This window comes from Mycobacterium bohemicum DSM 44277 (assembly GCF_001053185.1).
In the GTDB taxonomy this organism is placed as follows: Bacteria; Actinomycetota; Actinomycetes; order Mycobacteriales; family Mycobacteriaceae; genus Mycobacterium; species Mycobacterium bohemicum.
In genome coordinates this window covers 116,315-137,217 of sequence record NZ_CSTD01000006.1, presented here as the reverse complement: position 1 = coordinate 137,217, position 20,903 = coordinate 116,315, and the positions used below count along the sequence as shown (strand labels likewise).

Genomic DNA, 20,903 nt, shown 5'->3' with positions numbered 1-20,903 from the left:
CTCAGACTCCGAAGTGCCCAGAGAAGTGTTCGGCCAGCGGTCCGAGGGCCAGCACCGGGAAATAGGTGAGACCCACCAAAATCACGACGATCGCGGCGAGCAGCGCGGTGAACAGCGGTGTGTCGGTACGCAACGTTCCGGCGGTCACCGTGTACGTGCGTTTGCGTGCCAGTGAGCCCGCCAGTGCCAGCGCAGGGATGATCTCGAAAAACCGCCCGACCCACATGGCCAGTCCCAGCGTCGAGTTGTACCACAGGGTGTTGCCGGCCAGCCCGGCAAATGCCGACCCGTTGTTGTGCGCGGCAGAGGTGAACGCATAAACGGCCTCGGTCACCGCGTGCGGCCCGGTCGTCGAGATCTGGTGGGCGGCGGACGGCAGCAGCAGCGAGATCCCGGCGAAGCTCAACACGGTGACCGGTAGCACCAGGATGTAGATCGCCGCCAGGGTCATATCTCCGGCCAGCAAGCGTTTACCCAGGTACATCGGCGTTCGTCCAACCATCAGCCCGGCGATGAACGCGGTGATCAGCACAAAGATCAACATCCCGTACAGACCGGTGCCAGTGCCGCCGGGAATGACCTCCCCGAGCATCATGTCCGACAGCGGGATGCCGCCGCCCAACGGCGTGTAACTCTCCACAGCGGAGTTCACCCCGCCGGTAGAGGTGCCGGTCATGGTGACGGCGCTCAGCGCCGAGCCGGTCGCCCCGAGCCGCAGATCCTTGCCCTCCAGGTTCCCGCCGGGATTGGCAGCCGTGGCGGCCTGGGCGACGCCGAACTGCGCGAGATGGGAGTTGCCGTGAGCCTCCAAAGCGGACACCGCCACCACCGACAGCGCATAAAGGGTGACCATGGCCACGATCACCACCGTCGCTTGCCGCATGGATCCAACGAGCCGACCGTAAGCCCAAGGAAAGGCGAACGGAATTGCCGCGGCCAGCCAGATGGTGAGCACGTTGACGATCGGGTTCGGGTTCTCGAACGGGTGTGCCATATTGGCGCCGAAATAGCCTCCGCCGTTGTCGCCGATCATTTCGATCGACACCATGCTCGCCACCGGACCACCAGGGATGCTTTGCTGGACCGGTGCACCGGTGGCGGGTGTCCCCATCGATGAGATAGTCGGCACAACCTGCGTCGAGTGGAAATTGTCGATCACGCCGCCGGCGAGCAGCACGATGGCGAACACGAAACTCAACGGCACCAAGACCCGCACCAAAGACCGCACCATGTCGACCCAGAAGTTTCCCAATGTCGTTGTCCGGGTGCGGATCACGCCGCGGATGAACGCTGCTGCGAGCGCCATCCCGGTGGCTGCGGACAAGAATTGGTGCACCACCAGTGCGAACATTTGACTGAACTGGCTCAGCGTGGACTCACCGGTGTAGTTCTGCCAGTCAGTGTTGGTCACGAAGCTGACCGCAGTGTTGAACGCGAGTGGCGGACTCACTCCGCGGAGGTGATCGGGGTTGCCCGGCAGCAGGTGTTGTACGCGAAAGACAAGGTAATTCAGCAGCACGCCGACGAGGGTCAGCGCCACCACCGAGCCAACGTAAGCGATCCAGCGTTGCTCACCATCTGGGTCGATCCGCAGCAGCCGGTAGACCAGTCGCTCCACCGGAAGAAACACCCGATCGCCAGGCGCCTTCTCATTGCGGTACACCTTGGCGAGGTAACCGCCCAAAATCGGGGTGCTGATGACCAGCAGCGCGAACACCGCCGCGATCTGTGCCCAACTCGCCGCAGCCATCTACACGTTCCCCCGCCGGACCAGCCCGTAGATCAGGTAAGCACCCAGCAAGACCGCGACGACGATTCCCATCACATCGTCAAACGTCATGCCGACTCGAGCTCGGTCCGCGGTGCGCCGTCACGGCCCGCCTCAGCCAGCACCGGCTCGTCAGGCCCCAACAACCGATCACATGCGGCGGCGAATCCGACGGCAAGCGCGGCCAGCCCGACCAGCACCGCAACGAATGACAGGTCCAGCATGGCCGACCTCCGACAACTGCGAACAAGTGGTTGGGATGACGGTACGACGACTCCGCCCGATGCAACTGCCGGATATACGGTATCCATACGGCCCGCACTGCGCAGCCCCTCACGCAAAGGCGACTTTTGCGCGATGGGCGGATATGGCCCAGAGTCGTTGTCGCCGCGACCAGTCTCGGAATGACCGCTTCCCGAGTTGATTTGTGCCCACTCTGCGACATGTGACGACACGCAGAGACGCCTTTGTGTGGGTTCGGCCGATCGTTGGCTGAGATTCGGACTCTTTCAACGGTAATTGCTTCAGCGGCCGCTAAACATAGCCGGCGGTGCGACGCAGCTCGCCTTTTATTCGTCGTTTGTGGTCGAGAATCAGCAATTACTGCGTCTGCCCGTTCCTGGCAGTGTGGGGGTCAGGGGTTCGAGTCCCCTTAGCTCCACCAGGTGGGATCTTGATGTTCTGCAGGGGAGGCTGAGCCGCTTGACGACAGGTCGCTGCGCCAACTCCTGCCCGCCGCGATGCATCCTCGGGCGTGCTCGAGGCGAACGGCTCAACTCACTCGGAACGGGACCGACAGTGGCCTACGCACATGACTACTGTTGGCCCAGACGATGCCGGACTCGTCGACCGCGAAATCCGGGCAGCGCGCCAGTATTTCGGTCAGCGTAACCCGCGACTGCATCCGGGCCACGGCGGCACCCAGGCAACGGTTGGCGCCGTGGCTGAAGGTCAGGATGTTGCGGGGCTGCCGATGCACGTTCAACTCGCCGGCATCTGGTCCGTACTGGCGCTCGTCGCGGTTGGCCGAGCCGTAGAGCAACAGGACTTGGCTACCTTCCGGCACCGTGGTCCCACCGATGGTGACACCGCGGGTGACGATGCGGCCCTTGAGCTGCACCGGGGAGGTGAGCCGCAGCAGCTCGTCGATGGAATTCGGTATCAGCCCGGGGTTTTCGACCAACAGTTTGCGCTGGTCGGGTCGCTGGTGCAGCAGCTGGGTCGATCCTGCGAGCATGCCGACGGTGGTGTCGATGCCGCTGGCCACCAAGGCGAACACAAACGCGAGCAGCGACAGCATGCCGGCGATATCGGCGTCGCTGCCCATTCCCTCCGCGATCAGCTTTGAGATCACGTCGTCCCCGGGTACGAGGCGGCGCAGCTTGATCAGCTCGGTGGAGTAGCCCATCATCGCCGTAAACGCCCCGGCGGCGGTGTTCAAGCCTTCGGAACTTTCGGCCAGGTTGGCGGCGATGATGGGTTCGGTCCAGTCGTAGAAGTAGGACCGGTCCTCCTCCGGGACGCCCAGGAAATCTGCGACGACCATCGAAGGCAGCGGCTTGAACAGCTCCGCGACGATATCGCCGCCGCCGTTGGCGCGCAGCCTCTCTATGCGCTCCACGACAAACTCGCGCACCTTGGGCTCCGACGTCTCCACTTGCCCGGGGGTAAAGCCGCGTGAAACCAGCTTGCGGAACTCGCGGTACGCCTGCGGTTCCTGCCCGGCCGTCGGTGGATTATCCTGGAATCCAGGAAGTTTCAGCTCACCGTAGTTAACGGCTGGCGCCAGACCCGAGGAGAAGGTCTCAGGGTCGCACGCGGCCGACCAGATATCGGCATGTCGGGACAGCACGTAGCAGGCAGAGTCCTCGCCGGGTCTGTCCGGGTGCACGACATGGTGCACCGGGTCATGGTCGCGCAGCGCGCGATACATCGGCCACGGGTTGGACCAGCTTTGCGCAGTGGGCATTTGGAAGGTTGCGGGCATTCAGCTGTCCCGGCCCTGACTGCGAGGGGCGCGCACGCGGTCAAACCGGACGCGGTCGTTGCGGATGACGATCCGTCTGGGCGCCAGCAACTCCAGCCGAGTCGCCGAGATCGGATGCGGCAGAGGGTTTTCGACGTATCTCATGATGTCACATGCTTGTCAGTGTTTGGCGCGGCGACGAAGTCGGGGTTGAGGCGGGGCATCACTTCGGTCGCGAACAGGTCAAGCGATCCGTCCAGCAGTTCGGCGGGCAGGATGCCGAAGAACGATGTCAGGAGGTTGATGCTTCGCACCCCGTAGCGCTCGCGAAGCTCGTCGATGCGGGCGGCGACCGTTTCGGGTCCGCCGATGATGGCGGTCTGGTGATAGAAGCGCTCGGGCTCGAGGTCGTCCTCGGTGGTGATGAGGTCGTCTCTGCGCGCTAGACCGATGTCTTTCAGCCGCTGGGCCTGCTGGACCGCGACGGACCAGACCTCCTTGCGGGCCTGGCGATCGGATTCACCCACGTAGCAGAACCGTCCGACCGGCACCGCGGTGACGTCACCGCCGTGGTCGGCGTAGCTGGTCAGGCAGCGGTGTAACGAGGTGGGTGACTGGATGCCGTGCGCGATGATCGGGTAGCCGCATCCGGCGGCCCAGATCAGCGTCTGCTCACGATAAGCGCCGACATAGATTGGCGGATGTGGCTGTTGCCACGGTGTCGGCGACACCGCGTAGGAGGTGCCGTCGACGAAGATCGGCTTCCCCGACCAGTACCCGAGGATCTGCTCCAGGCACTGCTGGAGTCCCGGGTCGCGGCTTTCGTCGTGGCCGAATGCAATGCGGTAGCGCTGGTTATTCGCCCGCGACACACCGAAATTCACCCGCCCCTCGGACAGCACATCGAGCGTGGCGATCTCCTCGGCCAGCCGCAGCGGGTGATGCAGCGGTAGCAGTAGCACCGAAAATCCAACCCGCAGGGTGGTTGTCGCGGCGGCCACGGCGGTGGCCAGCACGATCGGCGATAGCACCCGCCGATCCCGTTGGCGATCCGGTTGGGCGAAGTGCTCCTCGTTGAACCACAGGCACTCGAACCCGAGCCGCTCGGCGCGACGCGCCCGTGCGAGAACCGCGTCGGCACCGTGCGCCTCCAACCCGCCCAGGGTCCCCGACAGCCCGAACCGCATCTGCATCAGACCGCGGCCGCTAGGGGGTCAGGCGCCCCATTTGGCGCCTTCGGCTTGGTCGCGGGCCAGCATCGAGGTGGTGTTGTTTTCATGGGTGCCGGCCATCGCCCGGTAGGCCAGCACCAGCTGCTCCATGGCCTGATTCCACTGGGCCTGCCAGGCTTGGTAGCTCATCCCGGTGTCACCCTGCCAACCCGCCTGAAGTGCGGCCTGCTCGGTGGCGATATCGGCGCCCAAACTCTGCAGCGTGCCCGCATAGCTGGCCATGTCGGCGGCGTGGGCCAGCATCGCCGGGTAGTTGTACATGATCTGTGACATCGTGAAGCCTTTCCTTTCAGAAGCCGGGGTAGCTGCTGGCCGCGGCCGCGTCGGCGGCCACATACGTCCCCGCGCCATCACCTAAGTTCGCCTGAGCCATATCCAGCAAGGCGTTGATTTTCGCTGCGGCCGCTACGAACCGCGCGTGAGCGGCCTGAAACGCCGCCGCGGATTCCCCTGCATGGAACGCTTGCGCCGAGAGCGCTTCCTGCTCGGCTTGACTAATCGTCGAGCGCATCAACCCGGCCTGGGCGGCAAACGCCGACTGTGAGGCCACCAACTGCGGAAGATGGGCATCCAACAAACTCATCGCTGTAATCCTTTCTGAGCCGATCGATTTCGGTTCCACCAAGCACACTCAGCTGGGTCCCCCCTCCCACTCCGGTGTGTCGGGACGCCAACAGCCCGGCATCATCGGCATCCTCGGGCCGCCGCCGAAGGTGTCGTCGGCCAGCGTGGACAACCCCGCCGGCTGGTCGGCGCCGGCCTTGGTTGCGGTGCCGGCAAAACCCAGCGGTCCCGAGCCCTGATCGGAGGCCGCCGTCGCTGCGGGTTGCCGGTGGGCGCTCGGCGCAGTCTCGGGAGCTGAGTCCAGCTGCTGATCGAGGTCCATGTATTCATAACGGCGGCCAAGCTGTGTGACCTTGGTTCGGCGGCGTCGACGCATCGGTGCGGGTTGCGGTGCGACCGCACCCGCAGCGATTGCCGGGGCTTTCGTGCCGCCACGGTGTAGCGGCTCATCCGTTTTGGCTCGAGCGCCGGCCGGGGCACTCATCCAAATGTCACCTACCAAGTAGGGAAACCCGCCCGGGCCCGCGGGGGCCGGTGGCGGGGCGCCGGGCGCCGGGGGTGCGGGCGCCGCGGGGGCTGCGACGGGCGTCGGAGCGGTCGCTGGAGCCGAGGGCGGAACGGTGGCCGGTGTCGGGGCCGGAGTGATTGCGATGCCGGGCGGGGGTGCGGGTGCGAGCGGGGCCGGGGCCGGGGCCGCTACAGCCACCGCCTGCTGAGCCAGGTTGGCCAGCCCCGCAAAGCTCCCAAATGCGCCCGCCGCCGGCAGTGGCGCGGCGGCCAAGGGGATTACGGGCGTCAGATACACGGGATTGAGAGCCAGGTAGTTGATAACGGCGCCGATATTATCGATTCGCATAATGACGTATGAAAATAGAGCCGCTACCGTGTTGAGGGAGAATATCTGAGAGAGATTCCCATGACCGATGGCAGACAATTCGTTCGGCAGAAGCGTGGTGGTTGTGTAGTAGAAGTAGAAGAGTTGTTGGCCTACTTCCTGGCCCAGCGTCTCGCCCGGGTAGATGGTGTATTCACCGTTGCCAATCGTGATGCTGTTCTGGATACTCGTCCAAAAGTCGCCGTACGACGGTAGGTACTGGTTTGGGTTTACCGGTAGCGGGACCTTTGTCGGTGGCGTATATCCCAGGTAGTTCAGGAGTTGGCTCAACCACTGTGGTAAGGGCGGCGGGGGGCCGGTGGCCGCGCCTTTTGCCGCCGCGGCGTTCGCCTCGGCTTTGACTATTTGCGGCGCCGGCGTGGTCTGCGGAGCCCCGGCCACGGCAGCCGTCGACATCGCCTGATATGCAGTCATCGTGGTGGCGGCCTGAACCCACATCCGCGCATAGTCCGCTTCGTTCAGCGCGATGGGAATGGTGTTGATGCCGAAGAAATTCGTCGCCGCCAGGATCGCGTGAATAGCATGATTGAGGGCCAATTCGTGCAATGTCGGCATCGCGGCCAGTGCTGTTGTGTAAGCAGTCGCCGCGGCCTCGTGTTGGGCGGCCATCGCCGTGCTATCGGCGGTGGCCTGTAGCAACCAGGCCACGTACGGCATGTTGGCGGCAATGTACGACTCCGCGCTGGGTCCCTGCCACGCCCCAGCCCCCACGCCCGCCACCAATGCACTGAGCTCTTCAGCCACCTCCGCGTACTCGGTGCTCAGCGCGCCCCACGCCTTCGCCGACGCCAGTAACGGGCCGGGCCCCGGGCCGCTGCTCAACAGTGCCGAATGCACCTCTGGGGGAAACGCCATCCAGACCGGCGCCGTCATCGTCAGGCGCCTCAGCTCAGGTATGACGAGGCTGCCCCGGCATCGCCGGTGGCATAGCTCATGCCGGACTGACTGACTCCGATCCCGGACCGGCCCAACTCGTGCACACCTTGGGCGGCGACCGTGGCGTGCTCGTCACCGGCGGGCGCCACCACCACCGTGATCAACGGGGCGGCCGCGGCCTGAGCAGCCGCCAGCCGGGCGGTCAACGCTTCGACCGCCGCACCGGCGGCGGCCAAACCTTCGGGAATCACTCGCAGGACCATGACCATCCCCCTTGTGCTGAATGCCCTCGCGCCGGCCCAATCCATGCTGGGCTGGTTGCGTGTGCACCCTCGCGCCGACTGAGTCGGCAGGACCTGGCCGAGCTGGTTGGTTCAACGCGGGCAGCGGCGGCCGCGAAGACCGCCTGGCGGTAGTGTATGTCACCGCGTCAACCGCAGATGCGACATTGCTGCAGCGATAGCCCCGTATTTGCGGTCCCGTTCGCCTGTTAGTGCCACTTCTGCGCTGTTACGATTCGGGCGTGCCGACGATCCGGATCAGTGAGGCGGCCCAATTGCTGGGTGTCAGCGATGACACCGTCCGGCGATGGATCGACCGCGGCAGTTTGTCCGTCAGTCTCGACCAATCGGGCCGTAAAGTGGTTGCCGGTGATGAGCTGGCCGAGTTCTGGCGCACCAACGCGCGCCCGCTGCCGCCAAATCCCCTGGGTGTCGCCAGCTCCGCGCGCAACCGCTTCGTCGGCTTGGTCACCAAAGTCACCAGCGACAAAGTGATGACCCAGGTTGATATGCAGTGTGGGCCAATGACTGTGGTGTCATTGATGAGCACCGAAGCTGCACGCGAGTTGAAGCTGGAGCCTGGCACTATTGCTGTGGCCGTCATCAAGGCGACGACCGTGGTGGTCGAAACACGCGGCGCAAGTACCTGACACGGGCAATCAGGAGCAGACTGCCGACCCGTTATTGTTGCTGTCCAACAACGTATTTCATGTCCCGGGACCCGTATGGTCTGGCGGTTGACGGGCGCAGTGGTATCAATCAGGTATCATTCGGTCATGGGAATGACTCTGCGCCCCAGTAAGGAGCAGGCGGAAGCGCTGCGCCGGCAGGCCGCCGCCGAAGGCCGATCGATGCAAGCTGTTGCGCTATCGGCCATCGACGAGTACATAGCCCGGCGGGCGCACAAGGCCAAAGTCGCCGTGGCGCTGCAGCGGGTGGTGCGCGAGGAGGCCGGGGTTTTGGAGCGCCTTAAGGACGCGTGACCGACTACCTGGATCTTGAAGATCTGCTGGAAATTGCCCGAAAGGCCGTTGGAAGGCATGTCGGGGTCGGGGATTACGGCTTGCTTGAATCGGCTCTGGCGCGGCCTCGCGCCTCGGTGTTCGGCCAGGATGCCTACCCAGATCTCCACCTGAAAGCCGCCGCGCTGCTGCATTCGCTCGCACGGAATCACGCGCTGGTGGACGGCAACAAGCGACTTGCGTGGACAGCCTGCCTGACTTTCCTGGCCATCAACGCTCAGTGGATTCGTGCGCCGGAGGACGAGCGCTTCGACTTTGTGATCGGCGTAGCAACCGGTGCAATGTCCGATCTCGACGAGATTGCGGGACAACTGCGCGGGTGGAGCTACCAGTAAGGCTGAGCTGCCGGACGGAAGGCCACGGGCCGTCCGTTCCATTTTCGTCTCGCCTGGATGGGCGGAGGGGACCTGCAGGCCTAAGCGCCGTTTTCCTCGTGCAGGGCTTGCATCGCCAAGTTTTGAATCAACTGCCGGCCCTCGGCGGTGCGTAACACTGGCAGCATTGCGGAGACGACACCGGCGGCGGTGAGCGCAAGGCGCACCAGACCGTCGGGCGCCGTGGCTGCTTCGCTCAGCACCTCATGCTCCGCGCCGGGATCTCCCGAATGTTGTGCCATGGCCATCCGCGCCACGAGCCGGTTGTCGCGGTCGAGGCCGATCTCCTCGTCGGTAGACGCCAAGGTGAACGTTTCGCCGATCTCCGCGAGTTCATCCGGTTCGCAGAGCTGAGCTACCAGTTGCCACAGGATCGAGATGGTGGCGCGGATCAGCTGTGGCAGCCGGTCGGCCGGGATGACTTCGTCGTCGACGATGACGCGCATGCCCGCTTCGTCGCCGCGCTCACCGTGCTGGATGAGTGCCAGCGCGCGACGGAAGTCCGCCGCGCCGACACTGTCGTCACCGCTCATCTTGTTCATCCTGCCGAAAGCATGCGACAGCACCGAAAGTGGCTAGGGCAGCCCCGTGATTCCGCTCGAGCCCATGAGCGCCGGCAACTCCTCCCGCGTGGGCCATCCCCGGCGGCGTGCTAGCCGCTCTGCGCTGTCCGGTTCGTCCCGAAGGCCATTTCCGCGCTCACGCGGCCCACGGCACCAGGCTCATGGATGCAAGTTCCACTGACCGCAGTCCCCCGCGAGGGAGTTCTACATCCGGCTGCTGCCTGGCGGCCTGATATCGGAGTACCTCACGGAGAAAGCAGGCATTGGCGACGTGCTGACAGTCTCTGGCCCGCAGGGATCCTTCACGCTGGCCGAGAATGGCCTTCGGCCCCGCTGGTTTCTCGCCGGCGGCACCGGATTGTCGCCGTTGCTGTCGATGTTGCGCCGGATGGCTGAGTGGGGCGATCCCCAGCCGACACGTCTGTTCTTCGGTCTCACCTACGACACCGAAGTTTTCGCCCAAGATGAACTACGGGAACTCGCCGACACGATGCCGGGCTTTCGGGCCGACACCGTGGTCTGGCGCCCAGATCCCCGGTGGCCAGGCGCCACCGGCAATCCCGTCGATCTCGCCGCGGCCGAAGTGCAAATGCTCGACGAGAGCCCGGATGTCTATGTGTGCGGACCCCCGCCCATGATCGAGGCAGCCTACGCGGCGCTGACCGCCGCCGGTGTGCCCCGCGAACAGATTTATGCCGAACGCTTTTTCACCACGGCCTAAAGACCACGATGAACGTCGCGTGGCACTCGGAAAATACCTGAATTGAAAGCGATTTTAGCCAGTTGGATGGCATCGCTGTTTCCACTCACAGTCCGGTTGAACAGTGTAGCTGCGCCCAAAGCGGTCGCATCGAAAGGTATCACTTGGCGGAGCTTTGCGTTTGTGGCGGAAGTTGATGGTGCGCAGCGATATTGGCTTCCGAAGAGCCGCCGGTGGTTCTCATTAGATGCGAGGCCGAGTACTGTGGCTTCGTCGCATTCCGCATACCTGCCGATACATCACCCCTCGCGAAAGAGGTCGTCGCCATGGCAGCACAGCCGGCACAGTCATTACGTACCGATCAGTCATCGTCGCAGCCGTTAGTTGGGAGAGGCTGGATTCAGGGTGTCGCCTTGGTGATGATCTTCGGCTTTTTGGTGATGGGCATCTTGGCCTACCGCACCTACTCGGCGTCGATGCCGATGCCGGAGAAGGTCGTCAGCGAATCGGGGCAGCTCCTGTTCACCGGCGATGACATCACCCGGGGCCAGGAGCTCTACCAGGCCCGCGGGCTGATGGAGTATGGGTCGGTGCTGGGCCACGGCGCATATCTGGGACCTGACTACACCGCCGAATACCTGCGGATGGCGACCGACGACGTCGCCAATCAATTGCGGACCCAGGGTTTGACCGATCCGCGCGAGCGGGTGGTCGCCGAGTTCCGGGCCAACCGGTACAACGCCGCCACCAAGACGCTGGTGTTCACTGACCGGCAGGCGCAGGCGTTCGACCAGATCCAAGGCCATTATGCGGCCTACTTCGGTGAGAACTCGACCAAGTATGGGCTGCTGCCGAAGATGATCACCGACAAGGCGCAGGTCCACGACCTGACGGCGTTTTTTGCGTGGACGGCCTGGGCTGCGGCGGCCGAGCGCCCGGGCCACAAGTACAGCTATACCAATAACTGGCCGGCCGAGCCGCGGGTCGACAACGGTCCGACCGCGCCGGTGATCGTGTGGTCGGCGCTCTCGCTCATCGCGTTGCTGGGCGGTATCGGAGTCATGTTTGCGGTCTATGGGCGGTGGAGCCAGAAGGTGGGCTGGCACGGCGCCGAGGGCTCCACGCTGTCGTTCCGTCAACCCGGCGAGGTGAGCCTGACGCCGGCCCAGCGGGCCACCATCTGGTTCTTCGCGGTCGTGTCGGTGCTGTTTTTGGCGCAGACGCTGCTGGGCGCAGCCGCCGAGCACTACCGGGCTGACTTGTCGACGTTCTTCGGCCTGGATCTGGCCCGGGTGCTGCCGTACAACCTGGCCCGCACCTGGCATGTGCAGCTGTCGCTGTTTTGGACCGCGGCGGCATTTCTGGCGGGCGGTATTTTCCTGGTGCCGTTCATCGCCCGCCGCGAGCCGCGCCGTCAGGGCTTGCTGGCGTACGTGTTGCTGGGCGCGGTCGCGGTGGTGGTGTTCGGCTCGCTGCTTTGCGAGGCGCTGTCCATTTACGGGGTGATCCCCCCGGGTGGGCTGTTCTCCCAGCAGTGGGAGTATCTGGACCTGCCGCGGTTGTTTCAGATCCTGCTGATTGTCGGCTTGTTCGTATGGATTGCGATCATCTACCGGGGCATGCGTGCCCGGCTGAAAGTTGAGTCGAAGATGAACATGCCGTGGTTGTTCTTCTTTTCCGGGCTGGCGATCCCGGCGTTCTACACCGTCGGGCTGTTGGCCAGCAGCGGCACCCATTACACCGTCGCCGAATTCTGGCGGTTCTGGGTGGTGCACCTGTGGGTGGAGGACTTCCTCGAACTGTTCACCACGGTGATGGTGGCCTACATGTTTGTGCTGTTGGGTGTGGTGCGCGAACGGATCGCGCTGGGCGTGATCTTCCTTGATGTGATCTTGTATTCCGCGGGGGGCGTCATCGGCACCATGCACCACCTGTACTTCTCGGGCACTCCGGTCGAGCACATGGCGCTGGGCGCGTTCTTCTCGGCGGCCGAGGTCATTCCGTTGACTTTCCTCACGGTTGAGGCGTGGGCGTTCCTGCAGCTGGGTTCGCGCCAGCAGTCGGGCGACGCCAAACCATTCCCGCATCGCTGGGCGGTGATGTTCCTCGTTGCGGTGGGATTCTGGAACTTCCTGGGCGCAGGCATCTTTGGATTCCTGATCAACCTGCCGGTGGTGTCCTACTACCAGATCGGCACCGCGCTGACGGCCAACCACGCGCACGGGGCGATGATGGGCGTCTACGGTATGCTGGCCGTCGGCCTGGCCATGTTCGCGTTCCGCTACGTGATCCCGGCCGACAAATGGCCGGAGAAATGGGCCCGACTCTCGTTCTGGTGCATGAACATTGGGCTGGCCTGGATGGTATTCGTCACCTTGTTGCCGCTGGGCGTGCTACAGCTTTACCACTCGGTCAACGACGGCTACTTCGAGGCTCGGTCGCTGGGCTATATCACCAAGCCGGGCAACGCGGTGATCGAATGGCTGCGGATGCCCGGTGACATCATCCTGATTGTCGGTGGCGTCCTGCCATTCGTCTGGATAGCCTGGACCGCGTTGCGCAACTTCCGCTCCGGTTCGACGGTTCAGGAAATGCCCGATCACCCGCTCTACACCGAGTCGGAGACCAGTGCCAACGTGCCCGTGAAGGATTGATCAGTGGCTCAGCCGGCTACCTCGGTGTGGCTGATTGCCGGGTATTCACTGGCTCTGGTGGCTATCGGGTGGAGTTTTGACGCGATGGCGCGGCGGGCGTCAGTGCGCGCGGCCCGATGGCGCACGGGTCAATTCGCCTATCGGCCTGACCACGACGCCTGGGTATGCCCCCAAGACCAGTGGCTGTGGCCGAGCTCGTTCGATCCGCGCCACCGGGTCATGCGGTACCGGGCGCAGCCGATAGTATGCAACAGCTGCCCCGTCAAATCCCGGTGCACAACATCGGATCACGGCCGCGAGATCAGCCGCGAGATCGACCCGTGGCCGCATTCGGACGCTGGGCGATTCCACCGCGGGATCGCTTGCTGCGTGGCCATATTCGGAGTGGTGCTACCGCTGGCGACATTGATCGCCAGCCATTCGGTCAGTGAGGTGTTGGTCTTGGTGGGCACCGTGCTGGTCGTCGTGCTGCTGGGACTGCCGCTGGCCCGTCACCTGTGGAACACCCCTTCTAACGCGCCCGAACACCTGCCGCACCGCACGGCAATGGAGGATCAGGTGGCCGCTGCCATCGACCGATATTCCACCCGCTGGGGCGGTTGGGAAGACAGGGAGGACAAAACATCGTGACCGGACTAGTGATCGGCCTGCTCGCCGCCGGGATCGTGATACTGGCTGGGCTTGCGCTGCTATCGCTGGCCGTGCTGCGCGAATACGAACGCGGAGTGGTGTTCCGGATGGGCCACGTGCGCCCGCTCTACCATCCCGGACTGCAGTTTCTGATTCCGCTGGTGGACAAGATGATTCGGGTGGACCAGCGGCTGGTGACGCTGACCATTCCACCGCAGGAGGTGATCACCCGCGACAACGTGCCGGCCCGGGTCAACGCGGTCGTCATGTTCCAGGTGATGGATCCGCTTAAAGCGATTCTGGCGGTGGAGAACTATGCGATCGCGACCTCCCAGATCGCTCAGACGACACTGCGTTCGCTGCTCGGGCGGGCTGACCTGGACACCTTGCTGGCACACCGCGAAGACCTCAACAGCGACCTGCGCACGATCATCGAGAAGCAAACCGAGCCATGGGGCATCCAGGTGCGCGTGGTCGAGATCAAAGACGTCGAGATTCCCGAGTCGATGCAGCGCGCGATGGCCCGCGAAGCCGAAGCCGAACGGGAACGCCGCGCCAAAGTCATCAACGCCCGCGGGGAACTACAAGCGTCCGAGGAACTGCGGGCAGCCGCCGAGACCCTGTCGAAAAACCCGGCGTCACTTCAATTGCGCTATCTGCAAACACTTCTAGAGCTGGGCGCAGACCAGAACTCGACAGTGGTCTTCCCGCTGCCGGTCGACATCATCACCCCGTTTCTGAGACACCCAGAAGTGTTGCGAGACATCGCCAGTGCGATGAACGACGGCCGCTAAGCGCACTCAGATCGGTCCGTCAGGATGGGCTGACCGCTCGAGCGCGATCGGCGACATTCTTAATCTGTTCGATGATAGGGGGCCACAGTGGTTTTGGTAGGTCATGGCCCATTCTTGGCAGGAGGACCAGTTCCGCGCCAGGAATGGCGTCGGCTGTTGCGCGTCCGCCGTTAGGGCGGATCAGCCGATCTTGCTGACCGTGCAAAATGACCGAGGGGATGCGCAGGTGTGCAAGGTCGGGTCGGCGGTCGGTGCCGGCCATCATGGCCGCAGTTTGGCGGGCCCGCGCCGCTGGATCGAATCCGCCTCGGGCATACATCAGTTCGCCGAGGTGACGTAGCCAGCCTTCATCAAGACGATAGCCGGGCGAGCCGATGACACGGTGCTGGCGCACCAGCAGTTCACCCGCCTCGGCAGGTCCGCGCGGTGGTTTGCCGGTGAGCACGCCGGGAGCGGCCCACGACAGGCGCAACATGGTCATCACGCTCAGGCGGCCAATGTCGGGAAACGGTGTCGTGCTGATACAGGTCAGCGACCGCACCCGAGTGGAGTAGCCGATGGCCAGCCTTTGGGCGATCATCGCGCCCATCGAGTGCCCCACAATGTGCGCCGAAGCCCAGCCCAGCGCGTCGAGAACCGCGACCACGTCCTCGGCCATGTCTTCAAGGCTGTAGGGGGCAGCCGCTGGATCGCGTCGCGCCGCCCGTCGGGACGGAGCGCTGACCGCGTCCAGATGGGTGGATCGACCCGAATCCCGGTTGTCAAACCGTGCGACCTGAAATCCCTTCTGCACGAGGGCGGCGCAGAAATCGTCGTGCCAGTAGTGCATATCGGCCGCAAGACCGGCAATCAGCAGCAGCGGATCTCCGACGCGGCCGGTGTGCTCGAAGCAAAGACGAATGCCGTTGTGGTAGGCGGTCAGCTCTGGCATCGTGGGCGAGAACGTGGTTGGCTGTTCAGCGCGTTGCCCTGGATCGTGGGCCGGTGCCATGGTAGTCGACCTGCCAGTGCTTGATGCCGTTGAGCCACCCCGATCGCAGCCGCTGCGGCGCTGAGATTGGTGTGAGATCGGGCATGTGGTCAGCGATGGCGTTGAACATGAGGTCGATCGTCAGCCTGGCCAGGTTAGCGCCGATGCAGTAATGCTCGCCGCCGCCACCAAATGCGACGTGCGGGTTGGGGTTGCGCAGGATGTTGAACGTGTACGGGTCGGTGAACACGTCCTCGTCGAAGTTGGCCGAGCGGTAGAACATCAGCACGCGTTGGCCCTTTTTGATCGTTACCCCGGACAGCTCGTAGTCGGCAAGCGCGGTGCGCTGAAAGCACGTCACCGGGCTGGCCCAGCGCACAATCTCGTCGACCGCGGTCTCCGGGCGCTCCCTTTTGAACAGCTCCCACTGGTCGCGGTAATCGCAGAACGCCATCATGCCTTGGGTGATCGTGTTGCGGGTGGTCTCGTTGCCAGCCACCGCGAGCATCACCACGAAAAAACCGAATTCATCGTCGGACAGCTTTTCGCCGTCGATGTCGGCCTCGATCAACGACGTGACAATGTCATCACCCGGGTTCTTGGCCTTGATCGCGGCCATCTGCATGGCATAGGCGATCAACTCCGCCGAAGTGGCCTTCGGGTCAATGTGGGCGTACTCGGGGTCGGCGTTGCCGGTCATCTCGTTGGACCACTCGAACAGCCTGCCACGGTCCTCCTGCGGCACGCCGAGCAATCCGGCGATCGCCTGCAGCGGCAACTCACACGACACCTGTTCGACGAAGTCGCCGGAGCCCTCCGCGGCGGCGGCCTTCGCGATGTTCTGCGCGCGTTCGTTGAGGTCATCACGCAGCCGGCCAATGGCCCGCGGCGTGAACCCCCGCGAGATGATTTTGCGCAGCCGCGTATGGTGCGGTGCATCCATGTTGAGCATCACGAACCGCTGGACCTCAATGTCGTCGCGAGCGATGTCGTCGTTGAATCGCGGGATCACACCGTTTTGCCAGCTGGAGAACACATCACTGCGCAGCGACACCTCCTTGACATCCTTGTGCTTGGTCACCACCCAATAGCCACCATCGTTGAACCCTCCGGCCTTGCCTGGAGGCTGCTCACACCACCACACGGGCGCCGTCCGGCGCAGCTCAGCCAGCTCTTCGACCGGCAGGCGGTGGGCGTAGATGTCAGGATCAGTGAAATCGAAGCCAGACACCAGGTTCGGCCGAGCCATCACGACCTCCTACGAATGAGAGCATCTAGTCCGATTTAACTCGCAGAATACTGCAGGCAGTAGATACTTTTGTCACTTCCGCTCATCAGTGAATAGAACGTGTTCCAGAGTGGTCCCCTGTAGCGGTAGGTGCCCGTCGGTTCGTGTATGTCGTCCCGCTTCAAGGCCGCGGGGGGAGAGTGCTTCGCCGACATTAGGATCGTCATCTGCTTGATGGGATGCGGCTGGCCATCAGATTTCGGGCGATCGGCGAGGATGCCGTCAGCGATGCGGACGGCGGTCGCGGGGTGAGATTGTTCGACGCCGGTGTCTGCCGGGCGACCAGCCTTTGACGGTGGCAACCGGTGCCCGGCGTCGCTGATCGTCGGTTAACAGGGGGCGCCGAAGCGGCGGGTGTGGTATCGGCTGCCGCGCGGCACTGTTCCATGAGCCGCCACGATCTGGACCGGATGTTCAGCTGATGCACCCTAGTTGCTCGGTTTCGTGCGACCACTCCACGACACTGGCGAGCTCACGCCGCGGCGTTGGCGGCAAGGGGTCCGCGTTGTCTGGTGCCCAGCCCAGCCGCAGCAGCATCTGGGGATGTCCTTCGGCGGCCAACACGTCGAAGCGGATAGCGTCGCGGGTTATCGGGATTTCCAGAGGTTCGGTGATCGGGCAGGTGGCCAGTCCCATCGCCGTTGCGGTCAGCAGTAGTGCGCTGGCCGCCTCGCCGGCGCGAAGTTGAGCCAGACGGTCGTCAGTCTCGGTGCCCAGCACCAAGATGACAGCTTTGTCATCGGCGGGCGAGGCGCCCGGCGGCTGCGGCAGGCCCGCCCCCGCAAAGATGCGTCCAGGCACTGGTGCGCTGCAGTCATGCTGCGGGACGTTGCGGGCTGGCACACCGGCCCGTGATCCGTATCGCCCACTCCACCTGGTGAGCTCGACGAGGTAATCGCGGTTGGTCGCGTGAGCACGCGCAGCTTGCCTGACGATCTCGCGCAGTTGTTCCATGGCGTCGACCTGGCGCAGCATGACCTCCATCCGAGCGGCTTGGGCAGCCATCGAGGCGATATCACCGGCCGCAACCGGGCGAGCACTGTAAATTCGCCGATCGGTTCGGCGTTGCGTGATTGCCGCCGCCAGGGTGAGGTCGACGCGATCAGGGGCGTGTGGGTACGCCTCGATAGTCGCGAGGTGGCTAGGGTCGGCCGGATCAGGTAAGCGATGCACGCCGGCATGCCAACCCATGGCCGCCAAAGCAATGACGCAATGGTTAAGCGCTGCACCGCAACTCAAAATCAAATCCCGGCCATCGGGGTCGGTCTTGGGTAGCTGCATGCCCAAATCGGAGTACAAATGCAGACTCGTGCGATCCACTCGCCACCGCCACGGCTGCGTGTTATCGATGGAAGGTGCCCGGGTAGCCAGCGCCAGTACCGTACGGATCACCTGCGTATCCGGGAAAACCTGGGTGTTCATGGCGACGGGGTCTTTGGCTGCGTTCGTATCAGCACGTCGCGCGACCACATCGCCGATACCAGACCACGAAGGCGCGCCATCTTTACTGCATTCTCGATGGTCCTTGGCTGTCCCTATGGTGTCCAACACGACCACCTCCGGTTTTCTCTTGTGCCCCATGCCTTCAGCCATTACCCGCGCACTCGCTGCGTGAAGCTCGGCCTCTTGCGCTATGCACTATTATTAATGAATAATATCCTTTAAATAGCCGATAGGCAACTGGCGAGAGGGAGCTTGGGGCGATGACGACAACGTTCACGAGATCATGTGAACGCAGACCACCGGGCGCCAGACGGCGGCGCCGGCAAGGTGCCCCTAAGTTGGTGCAACAGCATGCCGGGGCGCGATCCTGCCGGCGGTTGTGCTGGCGCTACGCATGTGACTGCATGACCGGCCCAGGCTCGGGGACTTTTGGCCCTGCTATCGAAACCGGTGCCCCACGGAGAATGGTGTTACCCCAAGTTGCATATAACGGCGGGAGGTGGTGGTCGTGGACCAATTGACAACCCTTGACGCGGGTTTTCTCAAGGCAGAAGACGCCGACCGGCATGTCAGTTTGGCAATCGGTGGCTTGGCGGTCATCGAGGGGCCGATCCCGGACCGTGATGCGCTGATGGCGACGCTTGCACAGAGGATCCGTGCATGCCCCCGGTTCGGACAGCGCCTGCGAACGCGCCCGTTCGACTTCGGTGCACCCGAATGGGTGGACGATCCGGACGTTGATCTCACCCGTCATGTACGGCACATCGCATTGCCGCACCCCGGTGACGACCGAGAGTTGTTCCACCTGGCTGCCGACGTGATTTCCCGGCGCCTCGACCGGGATCGACCGCTGTGGGAAATCTGGATCATCGAAGGCCTCAGCGACAACCGGTGGGCAATGCTCACCAAGATCCACCACTGCATGGCCGATGGAATCGCCGCCACCCACATGCTCGCCGGGCTGTGCGACGACGGCATCGGCGAAAGCTTCGCAAGCCACATCCGCGGCGCCAAAGAACCCAAGGTACAAGGACTCCTGCAGGCCATACCGGGCGTGAATCCCTTTAGCGTGCTGGGTGGCCTGTGGAATGCATCGGCTGCCATCACGGCCACCGCTGCCCGCACAGCGTTGGGTGCTGCCGAAATTGCCACCGGTCTGCTCCGCCCCACCACGACGTCGCTGAACGGGCCGATCACCAATTTGCGCCGCTACAGCGTTGCGCGCGTTCCACTAGCCGACATCGCGCACGTGTGCCAGACCTTCGATGTCACCATCAATGATGTCGCACTGGCCGCGATCACGGAAAGCTATCGCAACATCCTCGTCCAGCGGGGCGAAGCACCCTTGCCCGATGCGCTTCGCACCTTGGTGCCGGTATCGATGCGCTCTGCCGACGCGATCGATAAAACTGACAACCGCGTCTCGGTGATGCTGCCGTACCTGCCGGTCGACGAGCAGAACCCGGTGCAACGGCTACGGATCGTCCATTCGCGATTGGATCGCACGAAGTCGCACGGGCAACGCCAGGCGGGTCACGCATTCGTGTCAATCGCCAATCGCATTCCGTTCCCCCTAACCGCATGGGCGGTCGCCTTGTTGACGCGGCTGCCGCAGCGCGGCGTCACGACGTTGGCAACCAATGTCCCCGGTCCTCGTCAACCGCTGCAACTCATGGGTCAACGGGTGCTCAGCGTCTTCCCGGTCCCGCCGATCGCGATGCAACTACGAACCGGCGTGGCAATGCTCAGCTACGCCGAGGACCTGTTCTTCGGCATCCTCGCCGACTACGATACCGTGGCCGATATCGACGCATTGACCCGCGGAATCGAAGTCGCGGTGGCACGCCTGGTGGCGATCAGCAAGCAACGCAAGACCTTACGTGGCCGCCGAGGACTGTCACTCGTCGTCAACGTCTAGGGCCACGACCGTAGTAATGAAGCTAAGACCGCGTCAGGCAGTCGATTTGGTTTCCCGTGCCGCCACCACTGAGTTGCCACACTGCGGCATATGCTTTGTGACCAGGAAGGAGCCAACCCGATGGACAAGATCTCGCTCACCGCGCTGGCACGCGAACAGTTGGCGGCCGCGCACCGGGCCGCCAGCGGCCGCAGCGCACACACGGTATACGGCGGCCACCAACACACCCTGCGGCAAACCCTGGTTGCCTTGACCGCGGGAACAGCGCTTTCCGACCACGACAGCCCCGGCGAGGCCACCTTGCAGGTATTGCGAGGGCGCATCCGGCTGACGGTTCCCGATACGAGCTGGGACGGAGCCCCGGGCGATCACTTGGTGATCCCGCCGAGCCGGCACGGTCTCGAGGCCGTCGAAGACTCAGTCGTCTTGTTGACCGTCGCCAAAAACGTTTAGCTGAGACTAACCACGCCGATGTGGTGGCCGCGGTTTTTGCCAGGGTTTCCCGCCTACTCCAGTCGATGTCGTCCGGTCGCGACATGCGACCGGAGTAAACTCTCCGATGAGATCCAGTGGGGTGAGCCATGAGTGGTCATATCTCTTACCGCAGGGTTTACGACGAGGTTTCGCCGTCTGATGGCGCACGCGTGCTGGTCGACCGGGTGTGGCCACGCGGCATGAGGAAAGAAGCGCTCGACCTCACCGAGTGGTTGCGCGATGTCGCGCCTTCGACTGAGCTGCGCCAATGGTATTCCCATGAACCCGAGAAGTTCGCCGAGTTCCGGCGCCGCTATCTGGCGGAGTTGAAGTCACCGCAACGTCGTACCGCTGTCGAACATCTCAAAGAAATCGCCCATAACGGCGACGTCGTATTGCTGACGGCTACCCGCGACGTTGATCACAGTCAGGCCGCTGTTCTGGCGCGATGGCTCGGCGAAACATCCGGCCGCAATCGCTGAACGGCCCGG

23 protein-coding genes are annotated in these 20,903 nt (G+C 63.8%); 10 read left to right on the top strand and 13 right to left on the bottom strand.

Annotation, left to right across the window (positions count from 1 at the left end):
• Position 1: 1 nt before the first annotated feature.
• The 9 genes from kdpA to BN971_RS22410 all read right to left on the bottom strand — a co-directional run bounded on the left by kdpA (position 2) and on the right by BN971_RS22410 (position 7,564).
• On the bottom strand, positions 2 to 1,750 hold the full coding sequence (kdpA, locus tag BN971_RS22440) for a potassium-transporting ATPase subunit KdpA (protein ID WP_085181882.1): 1,749 nt from the start codon (positions 1,748 to 1,750) through the stop codon (positions 2 to 4).
• Between the two features lie 86 nt (positions 1,751 to 1,836).
• Positions 1,837 to 1,992: a hypothetical protein gene (locus BN971_RS25220; RefSeq protein ID WP_169718624.1), complete on the bottom strand. Its 156-nt coding sequence runs from the start codon at positions 1,990 to 1,992 to the stop codon at positions 1,837 to 1,839.
• 548 nt (positions 1,993 to 2,540) lie between these two features.
• Complete coding sequence (locus BN971_RS22435) at positions 2,541 to 3,755, bottom strand: cytochrome P450 (protein WP_085181881.1); 1,215 nt, start codon at positions 3,753 to 3,755, stop codon at positions 2,541 to 2,543.
• Positions 3,756 to 3,899: a hypothetical protein gene (locus tag BN971_RS25215; RefSeq protein ID WP_169718623.1), complete on the bottom strand. Its 144-nt coding sequence runs from the start codon at positions 3,897 to 3,899 to the stop codon at positions 3,756 to 3,758.
• Positions 3,896 to 4,927 (bottom strand): LLM class flavin-dependent oxidoreductase, encoded by a 1,032-nt coding sequence (locus BN971_RS22430; RefSeq protein ID WP_085181880.1) that lies wholly within the window; start codon positions 4,925 to 4,927, stop codon positions 3,896 to 3,898. Before BN971_RS22430 ends, BN971_RS25215 begins: the two co-directional genes overlap by 4 nt.
• A 21-nt stretch (positions 4,928 to 4,948) precedes the next feature.
• Entirely contained in the window at positions 4,949 to 5,239 is a 291-nt protein-coding gene (locus BN971_RS22425; protein ID WP_085181879.1) for a WXG100 family type VII secretion target, read from the bottom strand.
• A gap of 16 nt (positions 5,240 to 5,255) precedes the next feature.
• Positions 5,256 to 5,549, bottom strand: a complete 294-nt coding sequence (locus BN971_RS22420; RefSeq protein ID WP_085181878.1) for a WXG100 family type VII secretion target — start codon at positions 5,547 to 5,549, stop codon at positions 5,256 to 5,258.
• Between the two features lie 48 nt (positions 5,550 to 5,597).
• Positions 5,598 to 7,298, bottom strand: a complete 1,701-nt coding sequence (locus BN971_RS22415; protein WP_090350594.1) for a PPE family protein — start codon at positions 7,296 to 7,298, stop codon at positions 5,598 to 5,600.
• Between the two features lie 11 nt (positions 7,299 to 7,309).
• A complete protein-coding gene (locus tag BN971_RS22410; protein ID WP_085180844.1) occupies positions 7,310 to 7,564 on the bottom strand; it encodes a PE domain-containing protein in 255 nt (84 codons plus the stop codon).
• Positions 7,565 to 7,824: 260 nt separating this feature from the next.
• Between BN971_RS22410 and BN971_RS22405 the strand changes: the two genes are divergently transcribed.
• The 3 genes from BN971_RS22405 (at position 7,825) to BN971_RS22395 (ending at position 8,939) form a co-directional block, all read left to right on the top strand.
• Entirely contained in the window at positions 7,825 to 8,232 is a 408-nt protein-coding gene (locus BN971_RS22405) for a TOBE domain-containing protein (protein ID WP_085180572.1), read from the top strand.
• 126 nt (positions 8,233 to 8,358) lie between these two features.
• Positions 8,359 to 8,565: a CopG family transcriptional regulator gene (locus BN971_RS22400; protein ID WP_085180573.1), complete on the top strand. Its 207-nt coding sequence runs from the start codon at positions 8,359 to 8,361 to the stop codon at positions 8,563 to 8,565.
• Positions 8,562 to 8,939 (top strand): type II toxin-antitoxin system death-on-curing family toxin, encoded by a 378-nt coding sequence (locus BN971_RS22395; protein WP_085180574.1) that lies wholly within the window; start codon positions 8,562 to 8,564, stop codon positions 8,937 to 8,939. Before BN971_RS22400 ends, BN971_RS22395 begins: the two co-directional genes overlap by 4 nt.
• An 80-nt stretch (positions 8,940 to 9,019) precedes the next feature.
• Here the strand turns inward: BN971_RS22395 and BN971_RS22390 are convergent, their stop codons facing one another.
• Positions 9,020 to 9,511 (bottom strand): hypothetical protein, encoded by a 492-nt coding sequence (locus tag BN971_RS22390; RefSeq protein ID WP_139027161.1) that lies wholly within the window; start codon positions 9,509 to 9,511, stop codon positions 9,020 to 9,022.
• Positions 9,512 to 9,812: 301 nt separating this feature from the next.
• Here BN971_RS22390 and BN971_RS22385 point away from each other — a divergent pair, with 301 nt between their 5' ends.
• The 4 genes from BN971_RS22385 (at position 9,813) to BN971_RS22370 (ending at position 14,319) form a co-directional block, all read left to right on the top strand.
• Positions 9,813 to 10,262, top strand: a complete 450-nt coding sequence (locus tag BN971_RS22385; RefSeq protein ID WP_085180576.1) for a ferredoxin reductase domain-containing protein — start codon at positions 9,813 to 9,815, stop codon at positions 10,260 to 10,262.
• Positions 10,263 to 10,567: 305 nt separating this feature from the next.
• A complete protein-coding gene (locus tag BN971_RS22380; RefSeq protein ID WP_085180577.1) occupies positions 10,568 to 12,895 on the top strand; it encodes a nitric-oxide reductase large subunit in 2,328 nt (775 codons plus the stop codon).
• A 3-nt stretch (positions 12,896 to 12,898) separates the two neighbouring features.
• Positions 12,899 to 13,525: a hypothetical protein gene (locus BN971_RS22375; protein WP_085180578.1), complete on the top strand. Its 627-nt coding sequence runs from the start codon at positions 12,899 to 12,901 to the stop codon at positions 13,523 to 13,525.
• On the top strand, positions 13,522 to 14,319 hold the full coding sequence (locus BN971_RS22370) for a slipin family protein (protein ID WP_085180579.1): 798 nt from the start codon (positions 13,522 to 13,524) through the stop codon (positions 14,317 to 14,319). The genes BN971_RS22375 and BN971_RS22370 overlap by 4 nt, the downstream gene beginning before the upstream one ends.
• A gap of 19 nt (positions 14,320 to 14,338) precedes the next feature.
• Here the strand turns inward: BN971_RS22370 and BN971_RS22365 are convergent, their stop codons facing one another.
• From BN971_RS22365 to BN971_RS22355, 3 genes are all read right to left on the bottom strand, one after another.
• A complete protein-coding gene (locus BN971_RS22365) occupies positions 14,339 to 15,250 on the bottom strand; it encodes an alpha/beta fold hydrolase (RefSeq protein WP_085180580.1) in 912 nt (303 codons plus the stop codon).
• A 25-nt stretch (positions 15,251 to 15,275) separates the two neighbouring features.
• Positions 15,276 to 16,538 carry a cytochrome P450 gene (locus BN971_RS22360; RefSeq protein ID WP_085180581.1) on the bottom strand — a complete coding sequence of 421 codons (1,263 nt, stop codon included), beginning with the start codon at positions 16,536 to 16,538 and terminating at the stop codon, positions 15,276 to 15,278.
• Between the two features lie 453 nt (positions 16,539 to 16,991).
• Complete coding sequence (locus tag BN971_RS22355; RefSeq protein ID WP_085180582.1) at positions 16,992 to 17,999, bottom strand: Acg family FMN-binding oxidoreductase; 1,008 nt, start codon at positions 17,997 to 17,999, stop codon at positions 16,992 to 16,994.
• 529 nt (positions 18,000 to 18,528) lie between these two features.
• On the opposite strand from BN971_RS22355, the gene BN971_RS22350 reads away from it, so the two are divergent.
• The 3 genes from BN971_RS22350 (at position 18,529) to BN971_RS22340 (ending at position 20,894) form a co-directional block, all read left to right on the top strand.
• Positions 18,529 to 19,938, top strand: a complete 1,410-nt coding sequence (locus BN971_RS22350; RefSeq protein WP_085180845.1) for a WS/DGAT/MGAT family O-acyltransferase — start codon at positions 18,529 to 18,531, stop codon at positions 19,936 to 19,938.
• 120 nt (positions 19,939 to 20,058) lie between these two features.
• Positions 20,059 to 20,391, top strand: a complete 333-nt coding sequence (locus BN971_RS22345) for a cupin domain-containing protein (protein WP_085180583.1) — start codon at positions 20,059 to 20,061, stop codon at positions 20,389 to 20,391.
• 128 nt (positions 20,392 to 20,519) lie between these two features.
• Positions 20,520 to 20,894 carry a DUF488 domain-containing protein gene (locus BN971_RS22340; RefSeq protein WP_085180584.1) on the top strand — a complete coding sequence of 125 codons (375 nt, stop codon included), beginning with the start codon at positions 20,520 to 20,522 and terminating at the stop codon, positions 20,892 to 20,894.
• Positions 20,895 to 20,903: the final 9 nt, after the last annotated feature.